This is a genomic window from Mycobacterium sp. NGS40, assembly GCF_059812735.1.
In genome coordinates this window covers 1-19007 of record NZ_JCALDG010000042.1, presented here as the reverse complement: position 1 = coordinate 19007, position 19007 = coordinate 1, and the positions used below count along the sequence as shown (strand labels likewise).

The 19007-nt window shown below is 66.7% G+C and carries 17 protein-coding genes and 3 tRNA genes; 11 read left to right on the top strand and 9 right to left on the bottom strand.

The genetic code is table 11. The features are described from left to right. Position 1 precedes the first annotated feature (1 nt). A tRNA-Leu gene (locus tag AC5Y5O_RS30445) sits at positions 2-87 on the bottom strand. Positions 88-341: 254 nt separating this feature from the next. Here AC5Y5O_RS30445 and AC5Y5O_RS30440 point away from each other — a divergent pair. The 7 genes from AC5Y5O_RS30440 to pknB all read left to right on the top strand — a co-directional run bounded on the left by AC5Y5O_RS30440 (position 342) and on the right by pknB (position 10268). Beyond that, positions 342-2036: an FHA domain-containing protein gene (locus AC5Y5O_RS30440; protein ID WP_500028656.1), complete on the top strand. Its 1695-nt coding sequence runs from the start codon at positions 342-344 to the stop codon at positions 2034-2036. Positions 2037-2144: 108 nt separating this feature from the next. After that, positions 2145-2612: an FHA domain-containing protein FhaB/FipA gene (locus AC5Y5O_RS30435; RefSeq protein ID WP_025738168.1), complete on the top strand. Its 468-nt coding sequence runs from the start codon at positions 2145-2147 to the stop codon at positions 2610-2612. Then, a complete protein-coding gene (locus tag AC5Y5O_RS30430) occupies positions 2609-4123 on the top strand; it encodes a PP2C family protein-serine/threonine phosphatase (protein WP_500028655.1) in 1515 nt (504 codons plus the stop codon). The genes AC5Y5O_RS30435 and AC5Y5O_RS30430 overlap by 4 nt, the downstream gene beginning before the upstream one ends. Next, positions 4120-5529, top strand: coding sequence for an FtsW/RodA/SpoVE family cell cycle protein (locus tag AC5Y5O_RS30425; protein ID WP_096290719.1), 1410 nt, complete (start codon positions 4120-4122; stop codon positions 5527-5529). Before AC5Y5O_RS30430 ends, AC5Y5O_RS30425 begins: the two co-directional genes overlap by 4 nt. Then, positions 5526-7004, top strand: a complete 1479-nt coding sequence (pbpA, locus tag AC5Y5O_RS30420; RefSeq protein WP_096290718.1) for a D,D-transpeptidase PbpA — start codon at positions 5526-5528, stop codon at positions 7002-7004. The genes AC5Y5O_RS30425 and pbpA overlap by 4 nt, the downstream gene beginning before the upstream one ends. A gap of 73 nt (positions 7005-7077) precedes the next feature. After that, a complete protein-coding gene (locus tag AC5Y5O_RS30415; protein WP_096290717.1) occupies positions 7078-8391 on the top strand; it encodes a serine/threonine-protein kinase in 1314 nt (437 codons plus the stop codon). Continuing rightward, the gene (gene pknB, locus AC5Y5O_RS30410) at positions 8388-10268 is read left to right on the top strand and encodes a Stk1 family PASTA domain-containing Ser/Thr kinase (protein WP_096290716.1); all 1881 of its coding nucleotides are present in this window, start codon (positions 8388-8390) and stop codon (positions 10266-10268) included. Before AC5Y5O_RS30415 ends, pknB begins: the two co-directional genes overlap by 4 nt. Here pknB and AC5Y5O_RS30405 read toward each other — a convergent pair. Both AC5Y5O_RS30405 and AC5Y5O_RS30400 read right to left on the bottom strand, forming a co-directional pair. Then, positions 10246-10944: an aminodeoxychorismate/anthranilate synthase component II gene (locus tag AC5Y5O_RS30405; RefSeq protein WP_500028649.1), complete on the bottom strand. Its 699-nt coding sequence runs from the start codon at positions 10942-10944 to the stop codon at positions 10246-10248. The genes pknB and AC5Y5O_RS30405 overlap by 23 nt on opposite strands. A 42-nt stretch (positions 10945-10986) precedes the next feature. After that, positions 10987-11730, bottom strand: a complete 744-nt coding sequence (locus AC5Y5O_RS30400) for a DUF881 domain-containing protein (protein WP_096290714.1) — start codon at positions 11728-11730, stop codon at positions 10987-10989. A gap of 118 nt (positions 11731-11848) precedes the next feature. Between AC5Y5O_RS30400 and crgA the strand changes: the two genes are divergently transcribed. Next, positions 11849-12130, top strand: coding sequence for a cell division protein CrgA (gene crgA, locus AC5Y5O_RS30395; RefSeq protein ID WP_096290713.1), 282 nt, complete (start codon positions 11849-11851; stop codon positions 12128-12130). A 155-nt stretch (positions 12131-12285) separates the two neighbouring features. After that, positions 12286-12720 (top strand): PH domain-containing protein, encoded by a 435-nt coding sequence (locus AC5Y5O_RS30390; protein WP_096290712.1) that lies wholly within the window; start codon positions 12286-12288, stop codon positions 12718-12720. Positions 12721-12731: 11 nt separating this feature from the next. Here AC5Y5O_RS30390 and AC5Y5O_RS30385 read toward each other — a convergent pair whose 3' ends face one another. Continuing rightward, positions 12732-13280 carry a peptidylprolyl isomerase gene (locus AC5Y5O_RS30385; RefSeq protein ID WP_096290711.1) on the bottom strand — a complete coding sequence of 183 codons (549 nt, stop codon included), beginning with the start codon at positions 13278-13280 and terminating at the stop codon, positions 12732-12734. A gap of 139 nt (positions 13281-13419) precedes the next feature. Between AC5Y5O_RS30385 and cwsA the strand changes: the two genes are divergently transcribed. Together cwsA and AC5Y5O_RS30375 are read left to right on the top strand one after the other, a co-directional pair. Then, positions 13420-13857: a cell wall synthesis protein CwsA gene (gene cwsA / locus AC5Y5O_RS30380; RefSeq protein WP_096290710.1), complete on the top strand. Its 438-nt coding sequence runs from the start codon at positions 13420-13422 to the stop codon at positions 13855-13857. Positions 13858-14289: 432 nt separating this feature from the next. Then, positions 14290-14502 carry an excalibur calcium-binding domain-containing protein gene (locus AC5Y5O_RS30375; RefSeq protein WP_500028638.1) on the top strand — a complete coding sequence of 71 codons (213 nt, stop codon included), beginning with the start codon at positions 14290-14292 and terminating at the stop codon, positions 14500-14502. An 8-nt stretch (positions 14503-14510) separates the two neighbouring features. Here AC5Y5O_RS30375 and AC5Y5O_RS30370 read toward each other — a convergent pair whose 3' ends face one another. The 5 genes from AC5Y5O_RS30370 to gyrA form a co-directional block, all read right to left on the bottom strand. Further along, positions 14511-14825, bottom strand: coding sequence for a CDGP domain-containing protein (locus tag AC5Y5O_RS30370; protein WP_133160895.1), 315 nt, complete (start codon positions 14823-14825; stop codon positions 14511-14513). Between the two features lie 274 nt (positions 14826-15099). Then, positions 15100-15172, bottom strand: a tRNA-Ala gene (locus tag AC5Y5O_RS30365). A gap of 136 nt (positions 15173-15308) precedes the next feature. Next, positions 15309-15382 (bottom strand) — tRNA-Ile (locus AC5Y5O_RS30360). A 61-nt stretch (positions 15383-15443) separates the two neighbouring features. Further along, positions 15444-16319, bottom strand: coding sequence for a DUF3566 domain-containing protein (locus AC5Y5O_RS30355; protein ID WP_096290707.1), 876 nt, complete (start codon positions 16317-16319; stop codon positions 15444-15446). 124 nt (positions 16320-16443) lie between these two features. Then, positions 16444-18963 carry a DNA gyrase subunit A gene (gyrA, locus tag AC5Y5O_RS30350; RefSeq protein WP_096290706.1) on the bottom strand — a complete coding sequence of 840 codons (2520 nt, stop codon included), beginning with the start codon at positions 18961-18963 and terminating at the stop codon, positions 16444-16446. Positions 18964-19007: the final 44 nt, after the last annotated feature.

The following is a 19007-nucleotide window of genomic DNA, read 5'->3' as shown; positions in this document are numbered from 1 at the left end:
CTGGTGGGCGAAGGGGGACTTGAACCCCCACGTCCCGAAGGACACTGGCACCTGAAGCCAGCGCGTCTGCCATTCCGCCACTCGCCCGGGGAAAACAACCGATGGACCATATCACTGTAGTAGCCGTTCGCACTAACCGCTCCGGTGACCGGCCCAGCCCGGTCGGCACCGGCGGTGGTGCCGAGGTATCGGTTTGACCTGCATGGATGTGATTCTCAGAATTCTCACGGTGATGCAGCCTCGCCGTGTCCCGATAACATGCATGGGTGATGCGACACGCGGGCAAGTGGTTTGCCTTGCGCCGGCGATATACCGCGACAAGTGCGGGCGAGCGCTGAAGCATGGGTAGCCAACGGGGGCTCGCTGCCCGGATCGAGCGCAAGCTGGAGTCGACTGTCGGCGACGCATTTGCCCGCATGTTCGGGGGTTCGATCGTCCCCCAAGAGGTTGAGGCGCTATTGCGCCGTGAGGCCGAGGACGGTCTTCAGCCGCTTCGCGGGAATCACCTTTTGGCGCCTAACGAATACGTCATTACCCTCGGTGTGCACGACTTCGAGAAGGTGGGCGCCGATCCGGATCTCACGTCGAGCGCATTCGGTCGATACCTGGCCGACTATATCCATGAACAGGGGTGGGAAACGTATGGTGATGTCGTCGTTCGGTTCGAGCAATTGCCGAACCTACACACCGGACAGTTTCGCGCCCGCGGTTCTGTCAACCCCGATGTCGAGCCCCGCCCGAAGTTCAATGACCCCGCCCGGCCACAATCAAGTCAGGCGTTCAGCGCAGAACCAGGAGTACCACCAATGACTGACAACTCGAGCTACCGCGGTCAGGGGCAGGGGCGTCCCGGCGACGAGTACTACGACGAGCGTTACGGGCGTCCGCAAGACGACCAGCGCGGCGGGCAGGAACCCCAGGGCGGGCACGACCCTCGCGGCGGATATCCGCAGGAGCCGGGCGGCTACCCGGCCCAGGGCGGTTACCAGGCGCCTCGCCCCCCCGAACAGGGCGGCTACCAAGAGCAGCGCGGCGGGTACCCCGAGCAGGGCGGCTACCCCGACCAGCGCGGCGGCTATCCCGAACAAGGCGGTTATCCGCAGCAGGGCGGCTATCCCGGCCAGGGCGGCTACCCGGAACAGGGTCGCGGCTACGACCAGGGTCAGGCCGGCTACCCGCCGTCGTACGAGCAGCGTCCGCCTGCCGGTGGCGGCTATGGCGGCCCGGGTTACGACCAGGGCGGGCAGGGTTACGACCAGGGCGGGCAGGGTTACGACCAAGGCGGGCAGGGTTACGACCAGGGCTACCGCCAGGGCGGCGGCTACGGACAGCCCGCCGGTGGCCAGCAGGGCTACGGCGGGGCTTACAGCGACTACGGTCGTGGTCCGGCTCGTCCCGAAGAAGGCGGCTATGCCCCCCCAGGCGCCCCAAGCGCACCCGAACAGCAGCGACCGTCCTACCCGGAGCAGGGTGGCGGATACGACCAGGGCTACCAGCAGGGTGGCCAGGGTTACGGGGGCCAGCAGGAGTACGGCGGCGGGGACTTTACGCAGTACGCGGAGAACGTTCCGGCCGGTGGCTATGGCCAGCAGGCCGGGGCCGGATATCCCGAAACCGCCCACCGCGACTACGAGTACGGGCAGCAGGGCGAGTACGGCCAGCAGGCCGACTACGCTCAGCCGGCCGACTATGGCCAGCAGGCCGGCGGCGGTTACGGCGGGTACGGCCAGGGCGGTTATGGGTCGGCCGGGGCGGCGGTCACGCTGCAGCTCGACGACGGCAGCGGCCGCACCTACCAGCTGCGCGACGGCTCGAACATCGTCGGTCGCGGACAAGACGCCCAGTTCCGGTTGCCAGACACCGGTGTGTCACGGCGCCACTTGGAAATCCGCTGGGACGGACAGGTCGCGCTGCTGTCCGACCTCAACTCCACCAACGGCACGACTGTGAACAACGCGCCGGTACAGGAGTGGCAGTTGGCCGATGGCGACGTGATCCGCCTGGGCCACTCGGAGATCATCGTTCGGATCCACTGAACGCACCGCGCATAAGCTGCCGTGCTTCGCCCCGCGTCGACCGCCCTCCAAGTATCGTGACGTTGCTTGGTTTCATGAGGTGCGGCGCCAGGACGGAAAGGACGCCAGATGCAGGGACTGGTACTGCAGCTGACGCGCGCCGGATTTTTAATGCTGTTATGGGTATTCATCTGGTCCGTTCTCCGGATCTTGAAGACTGACATCTACGCACCAACCGGTGCGGTCATGGTTCGCCGCGGTTTGGTCTTGCGCGGCACGTTGCTGCCGTCCCGCCAGCGCCGCCATGCCGCCCGCTATCTGGTGGTGACCGAAGGAGCGTTGGCAGGTGCACGCATCACGCTCAGCGGGCAGCCGGTGTTGATCGGACGCGCGGACGACTCGACGCTGGTGCTGACCGACGACTATGCCTCGACGCGGCACGCCCGGCTGTCTCAGCGCGGCTCCGAATGGTACGTCGAGGATCTAGGATCGACCAACGGCACTTACCTTGACAGGGCGAAGGTGACCACTGCGGTACGAGTTCCTATCGGAACGCCGATTCGGATCGGCAAGACGGCAATCGAGCTGCGCCCGTGACTTTGGTCCTGCGATATGCCGCGCGCAGCGACCGCGGCCTGGTACGCGCCAATAACGAAGACTCGGTCTATGCCGGTGCTCGTCTTCTGGCCCTGGCCGACGGCATGGGCGGCCACGCGGCCGGCGAGGTCGCGTCCCAGTTGGTGATCGCCGCGTTGGCTCACCTGGACGATGACGAGCCGGGTGGCGACCTGCTCGCCAAGCTCGATGCGGCGGTGCGCGCCGGCAATTCAGCCATCGCCGCACAGGTAGAGATGGAGCCCGACCTCGAAGGGATGGGCACCACGCTGACCGCAATCCTGTTCGCGGGCAACCGGCTTGGGCTGGTGCACATCGGAGACTCGCGCGGCTACATGCTCCGCGACGGCGAACTGACCCAGATCACCAAGGACGACACCTTCGTCCAGACCTTGGTCGACGAAGGGCGGATCACCAAGGAAGAGGCGCACAGCCACCCGCAGCGATCGCTGATCATGCGCGCGCTGACCGGCCACGAGGTCGAGCCCACCTTGACGATGCGCGAGGCCCGCGCCGGTGACCGCTACCTGCTATGTTCCGACGGGCTGTCCGATCCGGTCAGCGACGAGACCATCCACGAGGCGCTGCAGATTCCCGACGTCGCCGAAAGTGCTTACCGCCTCATCGAATTGGCGCTTCGTGGCGGCGGTCCGGACAACGTGACGGTGGTGGTCGCGGATGTCGTCGACTACGACTACGGCCAGACCCAGCCGATTCTTGCCGGTGCGGTATCCGGTGAGGAAGACCAGCTGACGCTGCCCAACACCTCGGCGGGCCGGGCTTCCGCGATCGGTCCCCGCAAAGAGGCTGCCAAACGCGTTGTGCCGCAAGAGGAGCCGGCGCCCCGGCCGCGCTTTGCGTGGCGTCGGATGGTGATCGTCGTGACGCTGGTGGTTCTGCTGGCACTCACCGGCCTGGCCATCGGGCGGGCCATCATCCGGAGCAACTACTACGTCGCCGAAAACGACGGCGCGGTCTCGATCATGAAGGGGATTCAAGGCTCGCTGCTGGGCATGTCCCTGCACGAACCGTATTTGGTGGGCTGTCTGAACGCACGCAACGACCTGTCGATCATCAGTTTCAGTCAATCCGGTGGCCATCCCGACTGCCGGCTCATGCAGTTGCAGGATCTGCGCCCCGCCGCACGCGCGCAAGTGTTGGCCGGGCTGCCGGCCGGGACGCTCGATGAGGCCGAATCGCAGCTGAAGGAATTGTCGGCCAACAACCTCCTGCCGCCCTGCCCGCCGCCGCGCGCGACGTCACCACCCGGGTCGCCGAGCCCGGCGACCAGCGGGACGACACCGCCGAGCGCCCCCGTGCCCACCACCCCTTCCAGCGGTCCCCCAACCAGCAGCACAGCTCCGATCACCACCCCCGCCAGTACCCCTCCGGCACCGCCCGCGACCCCGTCGCCCACGACCACTTCCCCGGCGGTGACTACGCTCCCGCCACCCCCACCTCAGCCGGGCATCGACTGCCGGGCGGCTGCATGACCACACAGGTCCAACCGCCGGTCACGGTGACGCCGCCGTTGCGGACTCGGCGCAACTCTGAGTTCCTGCTGTTGTGCTTCGCCGCGGTGATCACCGTCGCCGCGCTGCTGATCGTCGACGCCAACCAGGAGCGCGGCCTGCGCTGGGGTGTGGTCAGCTACGGGCTGGCCTTCCTGGCTTTGTTCGGCGGCGCGCACCTGGCCATTAGGCGCTTCGCCCCCTACACCGACCCGCTGCTGCTACCAATTGTGGCGCTGCTCAACGGACTTGGCTTGGTGATGATCCACCGGCTCGACCTGGTCGGCAACGAGCTCAGCGGTCGTCATCACCCGAGCGCAACCCAGCAGATGCTGTGGACACTGGTCAGCGTTGCCGCGTTCGCGCTTGTCGTCACGTTCCTCAAAGACCACCGGCAGCTCGCGCGCTACGGTTACATCTTTGGGCTCACGGGTCTGGTCTTCTTGGCGATCCCCGCCCTGCTGCCCGCCTCGCTGTCCGAGCAGAACGGCGCCAAGATCTGGATTCGCTTGCCCGGCTTCTCGATTCAGCCTGCCGAGTTCTCCAAGATTCTGCTGCTGATCTTCTTCTCCGCGGTGCTGGTCGCCAAGCGCGGCCTGTTCACCAGCGTCGGCAAGCACCTGATGGGAATGACCCTGCCGCGCCCGCGGGACCTCGCGCCGCTATTGGCGGCGTGGGTGACCTCGATTGGTGTGATGGTCTTCGAGAAAGACCTCGGCACTTCGCTACTGCTGTACGCGTCGTTTCTGGTGGTGGTCTACTTGGCCACCCAGCGCTTCAGCTGGGTGATCATCGGCTTGGTGCTGTTCGCCGCGGGAAGCGTTGTGGCGTATTTCATTTTCGCGCACGTACGGACACGCGTGCAGATGTGGTGGGACCCGTTCTCTGACCCCGACGGCAGCGGCTACCAGATCGTGCAGTCACTTTTCAGCTTTGCTACCGGGGGCATCTTCGGCACCGGTCTGGGCAACGGGCAGCCCGACACGGTGCCGGCCGCATCCACCGATTTCATCATCGCCGCCTTCGGTGAAGAGCTCGGACTGGTCGGGCTGGCCAGCATCTTGATGCTGTACACCATCGTGATCGTTCGGGGCATGCGCACGGCGATCGCGACCCGCGACAGCTTCGGCAAGCTGTTGGCCGCGGGTCTGGCATCGACGCTGGCGATCCAACTGTTCATCGTCGTCGGCGGCGTCACACAGCTCATTCCGCTGACCGGGCTGACGACGCCGTGGATGTCGTACGGCGGATCCTCGCTGCTGGCCAACTACGTGCTGTTGGCCATCCTGGCGCGGATTTCACACAGCGCCCGACACCCGTTGCGATCCCGCACGCGCGACACGTCGCCGATCGCGGCGGCCGGCACCGAGGTGATCCAGAAGGTATGAACACCTCTCTCCGCCGGATCTCGATGACCGTGATGGCGTTGATCGTGCTCCTTCTTCTCAACGCGACCATGACGCAGGTGTTCGCCGCTGACGGGTTGCGGGCCGACCCACGCAATCAGCGGGTCCTGCTCGACGAGTACTCGCGTCAGCGCGGCCAGATCATCGCGGGCGGCCAGCTGCTGGCCTACTCGGTGGCCACCGACAGCCGGTACCGTTTCCTGCGGGTCTACCCCAACCCCGCGGTATACGCGCCGATCACCGGCTTCTATTCGCTGCGCTATTCCAGCTCCGGCCTGGAGCGGGCCGAGGACTCGCTGCTCAACGGTTCCGACGAGCGGCTGTTCGGGCGCCGCCTGGCCGACTTCTTCACCGGCCGCGATCCCCGCGGCGGCAATGTCGACACCACGATCAACCCGCGGATGCAGCAGGCGGCCTGGGACGGGATGCAGCAGGGTTGCGGCGGCCCGCCGTGCAAGGGAGCGGTGGTGGCCCTGGAGCCGTCCACCGGCAAGATCCTGGCCATGGTGTCCTCGCCGTCGTATGACCCCAACCTGCTGGCGTCGCACGACGCCGAGGTGCAGGCACAGGCATGGCAGCGGCTGCGCGACGATCCGGACAACCCGCTCACCAACCGGGCGATCGCGGAGACCTACCCACCCGGGTCGACCTTCAAGGTGATCACCACCGCGGCGGCACTGCAGGCCGGTGCCAAGGATGACGAGCAGCTGACGGCGGCGCCGACGATCCCGCTGCCCAACAGCACCGCGACGCTGGAGAACTACGGTGGCACGCCGTGTGGCGACCAACCGACCGTGTCGTTGAGCGAGGCGTTCGCCAAGTCGTGCAACACCGCATTTGTCCAGCTGGGCATCCTGACCGGGTCCGAGGCGCTGCGCAGCATGGCGCATTCGTTCGGCCTGGACAGCAGCCCGAGCGTCATTCCGCTTCAGGTGGCGGAATCGACGGTTGGGATAATCGCGGATGCCGCCGCTCTCGGAATGTCTAGCATCGGGCAGAAGGACGTGGCACTGACTCCGCTGCAGAACGCGGAGATCGCCGCGACCATCGCGAACGACGGCGTGACGATGCAGCCTTACCTGGTCGAGAGCCTCAAGGGACCGGACTTGGCCAACATCAGCACGACTGCGCCCTATCAGCAGCGTCGCGCGGTGTCGCCGCAGATCGCCGCTAAGCTGACAGAGCTCATGGTCGGTGCCGAGAAGGCTGCACAGCAGAAAGGGGCCATTCCCGGCGTGCAGATCGCATCCAAGACCGGTACCGCAGAGCATGGCGCTGACCCGCGCAACACTCCGCCGCACGCGTGGTACATCGCGTTCGCGCCCGCGCAGGCACCGAAGGTTGCCGTGGCCGTGCTGGTGGAAAACGGTGCAGACCGCCTCTCGGCGACCGGCGGTGCGCTCGCGGCGCCGATCGGACGGGCTGTCATCCAGGCCGCATTGCAGGGGGGGCCATGACCTTCCGCAGGCGAGCACACGTGCGGATCGCAGCACGGAACGCGCGAGGACCGGAGCGTGCGGGAGGCAAGACATGAGCCCCCGAGTTGGAGTGACGCTGTCGGGCAGGTACCGGCTGCAGCGCCTCATCGCGACCGGCGGCATGGGCCAGGTCTGGGAGGCGGTCGACAGCCGGCTGGGCCGGCGCGTGGCGGTCAAGGTCCTCAAGGCGGAGTTCTCTCAGGACCCCGAGTTCATCGAGCGGTTCCGCGCCGAGGCGCGCACCACCGCGATGCTCAATCACCCGGGTATCGCCGCCGTGCACGACTACGGGGAAAGCCAGATGGACGGCGAGGGCCGCACCGCCTATCTGGTGATGGAGCTGGTCAACGGGGAGCCGCTGAACTCGGTGCTCAAGCGCACCGGCCGGCTGTCGCTGCGGCACGCACTGGACATGCTCGAGCAGACGGGCCGTGCGCTGCAGATCGCGCACGCCGCCGGGCTGGTACACCGCGACGTCAAACCCGGCAACATCCTGATCACTCCGACCGGCCAGGTGAAGATCACCGACTTCGGTATCGCCAAGGCCGTCGACGCCGCGCCGGTCACCCAGACCGGCATGGTGATGGGCACTGCTCAATACATCGCGCCCGAACAGGCACTGGGCCATGACGCCACCCCCTCGAGTGACGTGTATTCCCTGGGAGTTGTTGGCTACGAAGTGGTTTCGGGGAAGAGGCCGTTCACCGGTGACGGCGCCCTGACGGTCGCGATGAAGCACATCAAGGAGCCTCCGCCGCCGCTGCCGCCCGAGCTTCCGCCGAACGTGCGCGAACTCATCGAGATCACGCTGGTGAAGAACCCCGGCATGCGCTATCGCAGCGGCGGTCCCTTCGCCGACGCCGTGGCCGCGGTCCGCGCCGGGCGCCGTCCGCCACGGCCGAGCCAGTCACCGCCGCCCGGACGGGCCTCGCCGGCGGCCATACCGTCCAGCCCGCAGACCCGGACGACTGCCGCACCCAGTGCGCGAGGCGGTGCGCCCACCCGGTCGAGGCCGGCCACGAGCAGTCGTCGTCCACCGCCGGCCCGTCGCACCTTTTCGTCGGGTCAGCGCGCGCTGCTGTGGGCCGCCGGGGTGCTGGGCGCGCTCGCCATCATCATCGCGGTGCTGATCGTCATCAATTCCCGTGGCGACACCCAGCAACAGCCTCCGCCCCCGACGGTCACCGACACCGGTACGCCGCCGGCGAGCAAGACCCCCAGCGGTTCCGGCCCGAGTTTGCGGCTGGATTGGACGGATCGCGGCGCGATAAGTAATTCTGGATTCCACAGCAGGCCACCCGAACTGAGCTGGGCTACCCCCTCAACGCCCAGCCGGTCGACGGCCCGACACGAGACAACGCAATGACCACCCCGCAACACCTGTCCGACCGTTACGAACTGGGCGACATCCTCGGTTTCGGCGGTATGTCGGAGGTTCACCTAGCCCGCGACGTCCGCCTGCACCGCGACGTCGCGGTGAAGGTGCTGCGTGCCGATCTGGCCCGCGATCCGAGCTTCTACTTGCGCTTCCGTCGCGAGGCGCAAAACGCCGCGGCACTCAACCACCCGGCGATCGTCGCCGTCTACGACACCGGCGAGGCTGAGACGCCCGCGGGCCCGCTGCCCTACATCGTCATGGAATACGTCGACGGCGTCACGCTGCGCGACATCGTGCACAATGACGGGCCCCTGCCGCCACGGCGCGCGATCGAGATCATCGCCGACGCGTGCCAGGCCCTGAACTTCAGCCACCAGAACGGCATCATCCACCGCGACGTCAAGCCGGCGAACATCATGATCAGCACGACCAACGCGGTCAAGGTGATGGACTTCGGCATCGCGCGGGCCATCGCCGACAGCGGCAACAGCGTCACTCAGACCGCGGCCGTAATCGGTACCGCGCAGTACCTCTCGCCCGAGCAGGCGCGTGGCGATTCCGTCGACGCCCGTTCCGATGTTTACTCGCTGGGTTGCGTGCTTTACGAAATCCTCACGGGGGAGCCACCTTTCACCGGTGACTCACCGGTTGCGGTTGCCTACCAACATGTTCGGGAAGATCCGGTGCCGCCGTCGAAACGGCACGCCGGCATTTCCCCCGACCTCGACGCCGTCGTGCTCAAGGCGTTGGCCAAGAACCCGGACAACCGGTATCAGACCGCGGCGGAGATGCGCGCCGACCTCGTCCGGGTGCACAACGGTGAGACACCCGAGGCACCCAAGGTATTCACCGACGCCGAGCGGACCTCGCTGATGGCCTCGACCGGACCCGGCCACGGGGGTCCGCGCAGCGACCCGCTGCCTCGCCAACGGCTCACCGAGACCGACCCGGATCGGATGGGCGGTCCGATCGGTCGCTGGGTCGTCGCGGTCGCCGTGCTGGCGGTGCTCACGATTGTCGTCGTCATCGGGTTCAACACGTTCGGCGGCTCGACCCGCGACGTGCAGGTGCCCGACATGCGAGGCCAGGTGTCCGCCGATGCCGTTGCGGCCCTGCAGAATCGCGGCTTCAAGACCCGCACGCTGCAGAAGCCCGACTCGTCGATCCCGCCCGACCATGTCATCAGCACCGACCCCGGCGCCAACGCGTCGGTGGCGGCCGGCGACGAGATCACGATCAACGTCTCGACCGGACCCGAACAGCGCGAAGTTCCCGACGTGTCCTCGATGAGTTACTCCGACGCGGTCAGCAAACTGAAGGCCGCCGGGTTCACCAAGTTCAAACAGGCGAACTCGCCGTCGACCCCGGACTTGCTGGGCAAGGTGATCGGCACCAACCCGCCGGCCAACCAGACGTCGGCGATCACCAACGTGATCACCGTGATCGTGGGCTCCGGACCCGAGACCAAGCAGGTGCCCGACGTCGCGGGCCAGACGGTCGACATCGCGCAGAAGAACCTCACGGTCTACGGCTTCACCAAGCTCACCCAGACACCGGTGGACAGCCCGCGGCCCGCCGGCGAGGTGATCGGGACCAATCCGCCCAAGGGGCAGACGGTTCCGGTGGACTCGATCATCGAGCTGCAGGTGTCCAAGGGCAACCAATTCCTGATGCCCGACCTGACCGGCATGTTCTGGACGGATGCCGAACCGCGGCTACGCGCGCTGGGCTGGACCGGGGTCCTGGACAAGGGCGCCGACGTCGACGCCGGCGGCTCCCAGTCCCACAAGGTGGTGTATCAGAACCCGCCCGCCGGCGCCGGGGTCAACCGGGACGGCATCATCACGCTGAAGTTCGGTCAGTAGCCGCCGGTTCGGCCGGGAAAAACGGCCGCACCGCGGACCGAACCTCGTTCTCCAGCCGGCGGATCAGGGTGTCGTCGCGCGACCATCCGCAATCGGCCAGCCAGTTCGCCAGCATCCGGTGACCGCCCTCGGTGAGGATCGACTCCGGATGGAACTGCACACCGTGAATCGGCAGCTCGGTATGGCGCACCGCCATGATGACACCGCTGCGGGTGTGGGCCGTGACCTCGAGGACCGGCGGCAGCGATTCGGGCAGGATCGTCAGCGAGTGGTAGCGGGTCGCGGTAAAAGGATCCGGAAGTCCTTGCAGCACACCGGCGTTGGTGTGGTGAACACTGCTGGTCTTGCCGTGCAGCAGTTCGGGCGCGCGGTCGACGGTGGCGCCGAACGCGACGCCGATGGCCTGGTGCCCGAGGCAGACGCCGAGTAGCGGGGTGACCGCCGCGGCACACGCGCGCACCAGGTCGATCGAGGCGCCCGCACGTTCCGGGGTGCCGGGCCCGGGGCTGAGCAGCACACCGTCGAACTGCGCGGCGATGGCGGCATAGCCACCCGCGGGGTCGGAGAGCCTGGCGTCGTCGTTGCGCCACACGTCAGCCTCGACTCCGAGTTGCCCCAGGTACTGCACGAGGTTGAACACGAAGCTGTCGTAGTTGTCGACAACCAGGATGCGCATCGTGTCAGGTTACCGCCCTGCCGACCACTGGTCAGTGGGCCCTCAGTAGCCGACCGGACCGGCCGGCTGCGCGAAATGCGTCCGGACCGGTTCGGTGTGGCCGGCGATCTGCACGTCGGGCTTGACGTCCTCGTGGTAGCCGAGCCCGAACCGCACGACGTACTGCTTGTAGAGGATCACCAGGGGAGCGGCGGCCAGGGCCGCCTGCATGGCCGCCGCGTTGCCGATCGCGGTGACCGTGTAGGGCGGGCTGTAGGTGCGGCCGTTGAGCAGCAGCGTGTTGCCCACGCAGCGCGGCACCGACGACGCGATGAGCCGCTGATCCTGCATCTGGATCGCTTCCGCACCGGCGCTCCACAGCGCGTTGAGCACGGCCTGGATGTCTTGCTGGTGCACCACCAGGTCGTCGGGGGAGGCATCGCGCGGGAAGCGGCCGTTGGCGTCGCGCTGGGCGTCATCGAGCGTCACCACTAGGCCGGGCCCGTGCACCGGGGTCATATCCGCCTCGGCTGCCAGCTCGGCCGAGCGGCGCAGCATGGCCGCCAGAGCGGCATCGGATGACCGCAGATGCGTCGATTCGATCTTGCTTTCCAGTTCGTCGCGTTCGGCCTTGAGGCGATTCACCGAGGACTGGGTCTCGCGCACCAGATCGACCAGCCGGGGTGCGTCGCTGCGGCGAATCTCGGCACCCCCGGACACCCCATGGGTGGCCGCCAGTAGCAGTCCGGCCAGCAGGCAAACCAACGGAACACCGAAGCGCCATGGCGACCGGCCGGTCGGCATCATCGAGTCTCCAATTTCCTGGTCGGGGGGCCAGGTGGGTTAATCTCATAGCCAAGTCCTGCGTGTAGCTACAACCGCTATCGTTGCACCCCGTCCCGCTCACCGTGATCCCGAGGTAATCATGCCCAAGTCCAAGGTCCGCAAAAAGAACGACTTCACCGTCAGCGCGGTCAGCCGGACGCCGGTGAAAGTGAAGGTCGGACCGTCCAGCGTGTGGTTCGTCACGCTGTTCGTGGGTCTGATGCTGATCGGTTTGGTTTGGCTGATGGTGTTCCAGTTGGCGGCCGTCGGAAGCCAGGCACCGACCGCCCTCAACTGGATGGCGCATCTCGGCCCGTGGAACTACGCGATCGCGTTCGCTTTCATGATCACCGGTTTGTTGCTCACGATGCGCTGGCACTAACCAAGATCAAATGTCGGATGAATTCATCTCGGGGCCGATCCAGGGCTGAGCCAGCAACCTTGTGACCACCCAATCACACGCGTGTGATTTATCCCCACTGTTGATAGCTGATGTGGATAACTGCATCGGCAGTGGTGGGAGGGGTTAAGCACGACATGCAGCAAACACGATGGCAGCCGAGCGCGGCGGGAGTCGCTGGTTGTGGCCTCGGCGGGTTGTTCATGGCTATCGCCAGTGTGACCGTGGTCACAGACCCGCCGGGCCGCGTCATCGTGGGGATTGCCGGGGTGGGTCTGCTGTTGTTTGCGGGCGCGACGTGGCGCGCGCGCCCGAAGCTGGCAATTACCCCTGCCGGTTTGGTGATTCGGGGATGGTTCCGAACGCAGGTATTGCAGCACTCCGACATCAAGATCATCCGGATCACCGAGTTCCGCCGCATGGGGCGCAAGGTGCGGTTCCTCGAAGTAGAAACGGCCGACGACAGCCTGGTGCTGTTCTCCCGTTGGGACCTCGGCACCGAGCCGCTGGACGTGCTCGATGCACTTACCGACGCCGGCTATGCCGGCCGGAACGGTGCCCGGCCGGCATAGCCAGAAGCGGTCTAGGAGATCGTGATCGACTCGATGACGACCGGTTCGGTCGGACGGTCGTTGCCGTCGGTCGCCGTCGTTGCGATCGCATCGACCACCTTCTGCGACTCGGGCTCGGTCACCTCGCCGAAGATGGTATGGCGCCGGTTCAGGTGCGGAGTCTGCCCGACGGTGATGAAGAACTGCGAGCCGTTGGTGCCCGGGCCTGCGTTGGCCATCGCCAGCAGGTAGGGCTTGTCGAACTGCAGCTCGGGGTGGAACTCGTCAGCGAACTGGTAGCCCGGGCCGCCGCGGCCGGTCCCGGTCGGATCGCCGCCCTGGATCATGAAGCCCTGGATCACTCTGTGAAAGACTGCGCCATCGTAGAACGGACCGGAAGGACTGCCCGACGCGTTTTGGGTCGAGTACTCCTTGGTGCCCTGCGCCAGGCCAACGAAGTTGGCGACGGTCTTGGGGGCGTGGTTTCCAAACAGGGCGATCTTGATGTCGCCGCGGTTGGTGTGCAGTGTGGCAGTGGCAGTCTGATACGGGCTGTTGGTCACGACACCAGAGTCTGCCACTCCCCGCAGACCCGCCCGCACCGGGTGTCGCTCGACGCAGCAGGACACCGAAAATCCCGCCGGCACGCGGCAATAGGAGCGCCGGTGTTTTCATGGTGGCAGTCTGTAGGTTCCACGACCCGGCACGGAAAGGCGGCAGATGAACGCGAAGGCGGAATCCCAGCTGACCCCTCGGCAGCGACTGTCCCGGGGCCTGGCTTACTCGGCGATAGGACCGGTGGACGTCGCACGCGGTGCCATCGGTTTGGGGGCCCACTCCGTGCAGTCGACGGCATCGGAGCTGCACCGCCGCTACCGTGAGGGCCAGCTGGCTCGCGACATCGCCGCGGCGCAGGAAACCCTCGCCCAGGAGCTGGCCGCCGCGCAGGAGGTGGTTTCGAACCTGCCGCAGGCACTGCAGGACGCACGCAAATCCCAACGCCGGCGGGGCAAGCGGCCGTTGCTGATCGCGGGCGTCGCGGTCGTGGTGCTGGCCGGTGGCGCGGCCGCATTCAGCATCGTGCGACGCTCAACCCGTCGCGACAACCCCGAGCCGTCGCCGCGGCCGCCGAGTGTGGACGTGCAGCCGCGCCCGTAGCCTGGGCGCGCCCACACCGGCGATTATTCACCAATTCCACTGTCTCCGTTCGCCATCCGTTGCGACGGGCTATCTGGCAAACCGCCGTTGTCAGATTTACCGTTTCGCGCAGGGGGCCGATATGAACGGAGTCGTTAATATGTCTCGTCTTCGCACCAAGCTTGTTGTCGCCGCGGTTCTGTCTGTCGCCGCCCTGGCCGTTGCCGGATGCGGTTCCACAGTCGCGGGCACCACAGGGCCGAATGCGGCCGTGGCGGCCTAGCAAGAGCCTTGCCGGCACCGGGCGGCACCGCATCGATGCGGTGTCGCCCGGTGTTGTCCGGATCGCCTGTGCGCCTGCGGAATTCGGGCCATTCGAGTTGCCGAATTTCGCTTCGCCGCAGTAGTTCTCGCCCTAAGCTCACAACTGCCGAAGACGACGGTGGTGCGCCGATGGGGAATCGCTTGGTGGCCACTCTGGCCGTGCTGGCCGCTGCGCTTGGTGCCGCTCTGATGACCCCACCGGCCGCGCGGGCAGACCCGCCGTACGCCAACTGCAAGGCGGCGGCGAAAGACGGCCGTTACAACATCCCGCGTGGCGATCCCGCCTACGGCCAGTGGCTAGACCGGGGCAACGACGGGATGCCTGAGAATCGCACTAGGTGACTGGGTCCCTAGTCGTCGATGTGGTTCGGCGGCTGCCCCAGCGGCACCGGCTGTGCCGGGTCAACCGGGTAGCACTCGGGCGGCGGCGTGACGTCCTCGATCACGCCCCGACCGCCGAAGACCGGGTAGCTGGGGGCCTGATGACACCGCTCGAAGATCCCGTTCGGACCTATCGGCTTATCGCAGTAGGACTCTCCCGGGATCAGGGTGCCCTGGCAGCCCGCCGACGCGGGCGGAGCCATTGCGATGCCAATTCCAATTCCACTGACTGTTAGTGCCGCTCCCAGCGCCGCGGTTCCGGCGACGCGCGCTGATTTCATCATGAGCCGCACGATACAGCTAATACTGTTCTAATGACTTAGCCGGACGGGTGTGTTTACCTGGCCGTAGCAAATGAATGCGGCCCGGCCACGTACCGGTAGAAGAGGCCAACGTGCATGGGGGAGTCGGCAATTCGCTACCGCGTGCAGAATTCCGGGCCCCACCCCGCGACCACAACAGAGCGCAACGACAGTCGTTCAGCTGCTAGCCAGACGCTATTTCAATTTCTGGCACCCGCGCGGAACACGACTGCCGGCCAAAGACAATTTGAATTTGTGGAGCCTAGGGGAATCGAACCCCTGACACCTGCCTTGCAAAGGCAGTGCTCTACCAACTGAGCTAAGGCCCCTCGCCAATGGGTGTGGGATCAACTGCCACGTGCCAGACCTCGACCCCGCGGCGCGACCACATCACCGCCGACACCAAGGCAATCAGTGCCAGCGGCAATGCAAGTCTCACACAACGTCTTGACGGGCACATGGTTGTGGGCCTAGGAGGACTCGAACCTCCGACCTCTTCGTTATCAGCGAAGCGCTCTAACCGCCTGAGCTATAGGCCCGTACACGCGTACGGCCGAGCGACGAGATTACCGCAATCGTCGCCCCACCCCAAAACCCGCACTAATCCCGGTCCGCCAACGTCACTTCGACGCCCCCGATCAGGTCGGTCGTCAAGTTGTAGACGAACGCGCCGATCGTGGCCATCGCCGTCAACAACACGATGTTGACCAAGCCGATCAGCACGGCGCCGCCGAAGATCGTCCCGCTCGAGACCAGCTCGCCGCTGCTGCCGCTGGTGTTGTTCAGCAAGTCACCGACGTTGCTGTTGAGTTTGGCCCACACGCCCATGCCGCCGAGCACAAGGTAGAGGAACGCGACGGCGATCATCCACACGAAGAACAGCGCCACCGAAAGCATCAGGGACACCTTCAACGTGCTCCATGGATCGATCCGGCGGATCTGCATGCTGGCCCGGACCGGGCCCCCGCGGCGCCGCGACACCTGAATCAGGTTGTCCCGATTCTCTCGCGATTCCGTACTCGTCGATCGCCCCGAGCCGGCCGGTTGCGATGGCTCCGAACTGCGCTCCGGCGTGCTGCGCTGGGATCCGCGAGGAATACCGCCGGACAGGTCCGGCAATTCGCTGGCGTACGCCTCGTGGGCCGGCCCGTCACCACGGTTCGGCGCTTCGAAGTCGTCCCGCCGCGACGGCGCTTGCCCCGCGGCGTTGCCGCCGGAGATGAAGCGGTTGACGCGGGCGTCGACACCCGCCGGCGGGCCCTGCGGCCGCGACTCCGTCGCCGGTTCGCCCGGACGATTCCCAGGATTGGCGGCCCGGGCCGCCCCGCGCTGCCACGGCGGGGAATCCCCGCCCTCTGGGGCACGACCCGCCGGGGCGGGCGTCCCGCGCGAGTGCGCACCGGCACGCTCGCCCGAGACGTCCCCGTTTTGGCTGTCGCCCTTCTTGGGGGCACCCGGCTCGCTCGGTGAGGTCACCCCGACTCCTTACCTCCGCTGCCTGGGCCGCCCGGTCGGTGGCCCGCGCATTGTCTCTGGTCGGGCTGAGTCTAATTGCCCGCGCCCGGCGGCAGTCCTTTGGCAGGGGACTGCCGGACCCGAACTAGCTCTCCGACTCCCCGGCGCCGTCGACTTCCTCGATGTCGTCCTCCGCGCTTTCCTCGGCGTTGCGGGCGATGGCCAGCAGCGTGTTGTCCTCACCCAGGTTCATCAACCGCACGCCCTTGGTCTGCCGTCCGGCCTTGCGGACCTGGCGCGCCGTGGTGCGGATGACACCGCCGCCCGAAGTGATCGCGTACAACTCGCTGTCGTCATCGACGATCAACGCCCCCACCAGCCTGCCACGCCGGACGTCGTACTGGACCGTCAGGACTCCCTTGCCGCCACGCCCCTGCACCGGGTACTCCTCGATCGCGGTGCGCTTGGCGTAACCCCCGGACGTGGCCACCAGCAGATAGGTGTCCTCGCGAATCACGTTGAGCGACAGCAGATAGTCTTCCTCGTTGAACCGCATGCCCTGCACGCCGGAGGTGGCGCGGCCCATCGGCCGCAGCGCCTCGTCGGTGGCCGAGAAGCGGATCGACTGACCCAGCGCCGAGACCAGCAGCAGGTCTTCCTCGGCCGAGCACAGCACGGCCCCGACCAGTTCGTCGCCGTCGCGCAGGTTGACGGCGACGATGCCACCCGACCGGTTGGAGTCGAAGTCGGTCAGCTTGGACTTCTTGACCAGCCCGTTACGGGTGGCCAGCACCAGGTACGGCGCATCCTCGTAGCTGCGGATCTGGATGACCTGCGCGATGCGCTCCTCGGGCTGGAAGGCCAGCAGATTGGCGACGTGCTGACCGCGCGCGGTCCGCGAGGCCTCGGGCAGCTCGTAGGCCTTGGCGCGATACACCCGCCCCTGTGTGGTGAAGAACAGGATCCAGTCGTGCGTCGACGACACGAAGAAGTGCGCGACGATGTCATCCTGCTTGAGCCCGGCACCCTGCACACCCTTGCCACCGCGCTTCTGGCTGCGGTACAGGTCGGTCTTCGTGCGCTTGGCGTAGCCGGTCTCGGTGATGGTGACGACGACGTCCTCGCGGGCGATCAGGTCCTCGTCGTTGACGTCGCCGTCGGCCGCCACGATCCGGGTGCGACGGTCGTCGCCGTGCTTCTCGACGATCTCGGCGAGCTCGTCGCGCACGATGGCGCGCTGGCGCTCCGGCTTGGCCAGGATGTCTTCCAGGTCGGCGATCTCGGCCTCGATCTTGGCCAAGTCGTCGACGATCCGCTGGCGCTCCAGGGCGGCCAGGCGCCGCAGCTGCATGTCGAGGATCGCCTGGGCCTGGATCTCGTCGATGTCGAGCAGCTCGATCAGGCCGGCCCGCGCGATGTCGACGGTCTCCGACGCACGGATCAGCGCGATGACTTCGTCCAGTGCGTCGAGGGCTTTGACCAAACCGCGCAAGATGTGCGCGCGCTCATTGGCTTTGCGCAGCCGGTACGTGGTGCGCCGGATGATGACGTCGAGTTGGTGGGCGACGTAGTAGCGGATCATCTGGTCGAGCCGCAGCGTGCGTGGCACTCCGTCGACGATCGACAACATGTTCGCGCCGAAGCTGGTCTGCAACTGGGTGTGCTTGTAGAGGTTGTTCAGCACCACCTTGGCCACGGCGTCGCGCTTGATTTCGACGACGATGCGCAGGCCGACGCGGTCACTGGACTGATCCTCGATGTTGGAGATGCCGGCCAGCTTGCCGTCGCGGACCTGCTCGGCGATGGAGGTGATGAAGTTGTCGTGGTTGACCTGATACGGCAGCTCGGTGATCACCAGCGAGGTGCGGCCGCGCGAATCCTCTTCCACCTCAACGACTCCGCGCATCCGGATCGACCCGCGGCCGGTGGTGTAGGCGTCGTGGATCCCTTGGGATCCGACAATCAGACCGTGGGTCGGGAAGTCCGGGCCCTTGACCCGCTCGCAGACCGCACTGAGGGTCGCCTCTTCGTCGGCCTCGTGGTTGTCCAGGCACCAGTAGACGGCCTCGGCCAATTCGCGCAGGTTGTGCGGCGGGATGTTGGTCGCCATGCCGACCGCGATGCCACCGGAGCCGTTGGCCAGCAGGTTGGGGAACCGGCTGGGCAGCACGGTCGGCTCTTGCACCCGGCCGTCGTAGTTGGGAATGAAATCGACTGTCTCCTCGTCGATTTCGCGCAACATTTCCATCGCCAGGGGCGTCAGGCGCGCCTCGGTGTACCGCATGGCGGCCGGCGGGTCGTTGCCCGGCGAACCGAAGTTGCCCTGGCCGTCGACCAGCGGGTACCGCAGCGACCACGGCTGGGCCATCCGGACCAGGGTGTCGTAGATCGACGAGTCGCCGTGCGGGTGGTAGTTGCCCATCGTCTCGGCCACCGACCGCGCCGACTTGGCGTGGCCGCGGTCGGGCCGGAAGCCCGAGTCGTACATCGCGTAGAGCACCCGGCGGTGCACCGGCTTGAGGCCGTCGCGCACCTCCGGCAGCGCGCGGCCGACGATCACGCTCATCGCGTAATCGATGTAACTGCGCTGCATCTCCTGCTGAATGTCAACCGGTTCGATCCGGTCCAGGGAGTCGTCCCCCGGCGGCAGCGTGGTGTCAGTCATGTAGTCCTCGTCGGTAGGTCAGCAGGGTCGGGTCTGAGGCTGAT

Excerpts from the sequence above, each read along its gene's own strand:
- AC5Y5O_RS30415 (WP_096290717.1), top strand. The coding sequence starts at position 7,078 with ATGAGCCCCCGAGTTGGAGTGACGCTGTCGGGCAGGTACCGGCTGCAG.
- pknB (WP_096290716.1), top strand. The coding sequence starts at position 8,388 with ATGACCACCCCGCAACACCTGTCCGACCGTTACGAACTGGGCGACATC.
- AC5Y5O_RS30390 (WP_096290712.1), top strand. The coding sequence starts at position 12,286 with ATGCAGCAAACACGATGGCAGCCGAGCGCGGCGGGAGTCGCTGGTTGT.
- crgA (WP_096290713.1), top strand. The coding sequence starts at position 11,849 with ATGCCCAAGTCCAAGGTCCGCAAAAAGAACGACTTCACCGTCAGCGCG.
- AC5Y5O_RS30370 (WP_133160895.1), bottom strand. The coding sequence starts at position 14,825 with ATGATGAAATCAGCGCGCGTCGCCGGAACCGCGGCGCTGGGAGCGGCA.
- AC5Y5O_RS30425 (WP_096290719.1), top strand. The coding sequence starts at position 4,120 with ATGACCACACAGGTCCAACCGCCGGTCACGGTGACGCCGCCGTTGCGG.
- AC5Y5O_RS30435 (WP_025738168.1), top strand. The coding sequence starts at position 2,145 with ATGCAGGGACTGGTACTGCAGCTGACGCGCGCCGGATTTTTAATGCTG.
- cwsA (WP_096290710.1), top strand. The coding sequence starts at position 13,420 with ATGAACGCGAAGGCGGAATCCCAGCTGACCCCTCGGCAGCGACTGTCC.
- pbpA (WP_096290718.1), top strand. The coding sequence starts at position 5,526 with ATGAACACCTCTCTCCGCCGGATCTCGATGACCGTGATGGCGTTGATC.
- AC5Y5O_RS30440 (WP_500028656.1), top strand. The coding sequence starts at position 342 with ATGGGTAGCCAACGGGGGCTCGCTGCCCGGATCGAGCGCAAGCTGGAG.
- gyrA (WP_096290706.1), bottom strand. The coding sequence starts at position 18,963 with ATGACTGACACCACGCTGCCGCCGGGGGACGACTCCCTGGACCGGATC.
- AC5Y5O_RS30375 (WP_500028638.1), top strand. The coding sequence starts at position 14,290 with ATGGGGAATCGCTTGGTGGCCACTCTGGCCGTGCTGGCCGCTGCGCTT.
- AC5Y5O_RS30400 (WP_096290714.1), bottom strand. The coding sequence starts at position 11,730 with ATGATGCCGACCGGCCGGTCGCCATGGCGCTTCGGTGTTCCGTTGGTT.
- AC5Y5O_RS30405 (WP_500028649.1), bottom strand. The coding sequence starts at position 10,944 with ATGCGCATCCTGGTTGTCGACAACTACGACAGCTTCGTGTTCAACCTC.